Here is a 1022-nt window from a genome sequence, read left to right on the forward strand (position 1 = left end):
TGGTGCATCCGCTAAATTAAGGCGACCTTTGGGAGGGCGGCGACCCCGAATTGTTTTGACGCCCGGTGGCGCCGTCGGCGCCCCCAGATAAACGGGTGCTTATGAGCATTCCAGTAGGCGGTGGCCTTTTCCACCGCCTGCTCGATTTCGGGCCACAGGTCGAAGCGGCGTCCCTTCAAGGCCAGGGAGCGCAGCACCTTCCACCATGGCTCGATCAAGTTCAGGTAGGCGGCGTATTTGGGCTGGAAGACGAACTCCCAGCGCGGATGGGCCAGATTGAACAGCAGTACATCCACGGCGGTGTGGGTGCTCAGGTTGTCCAGCACCGCATAGACCCGCTCGACGGCCGGATCGATCCAGGCCTCGACGCGGCCGAGGAAATCGAGCCAGTTGGCCGTGGTTCGCCCCGGATAGGTGGCGGTGAAGGCCGCTCCGGTGACCGGCTGAAGAGCCCCGAACACGTAGCCGGCGACATCGCGGCGGCCGTAATCGATCTCTTGCCGGGCGCGCTCGGCCTTCGGCCCGGCGGGGGCGACCAGCCGCTGGCCCGGATAGCTCTTGCACGCCTGCGGTCCCATTTCGTCCAGGCAGATCACGGCGCTGCCGGTGGGGGCGGCGGTGTAGAGTTGCTCGATAGCCCCCTTTTTCGAGCGAAGTCCGGATCGACCCGCTCGCCAAACCACGTCTCCTCCCGCCGCCACTTCAGGCCTTCGGCCAGCAGGATCTCGCTGATCCGGCTGCGCCGCATGCCGACGCCGCGTTCCCCCACGTAGGCGACCAGGCGATCCAACGTCCAGCAGGCGAACGGCAGGCCCAGGTCGCCGGGCGCGGTCAGGGCGGTGGTGATCACCCTGCCGCGCTCTTCGGCGGTGTAGGTGGGTGGGCGCCCCGAGCGCATTGCCTCGTGCAAACCGGCAAGGCCCTGTTCGTTGAACCGCTTGAGCCAGAACCGCACGCATTTGCGGCCCAGCCCCAGGCGGGTGGCGATCTCCGGCGCGCCTAGGCCCTCCTCTACACCATGC

Annotated in this window: 2 protein-coding genes; both read right to left on the reverse strand. The window is 67.1% G+C overall.

Annotated features, from left to right (window positions below; genetic code table 11):
* Positions 1-11 precede the first annotated feature (11 nt).
* Positions 12-596: a transposase gene (locus ACSVC7_RS32680; RefSeq protein ID WP_483509180.1), complete on the reverse strand. Its 585-nt coding sequence runs from the start codon at positions 594-596 to the stop codon at positions 12-14.
* Positions 593-1022 (reverse strand): helix-turn-helix domain-containing protein (locus ACSVC7_RS32685; protein ID WP_483509182.1); only part of this gene is annotated, 430 nt, incomplete at its 5' end. The genes ACSVC7_RS32685 and ACSVC7_RS32680, both read right to left, overlap by 4 nt.

Source organism: Azospirillum mesophilum (assembly GCF_053470405.2).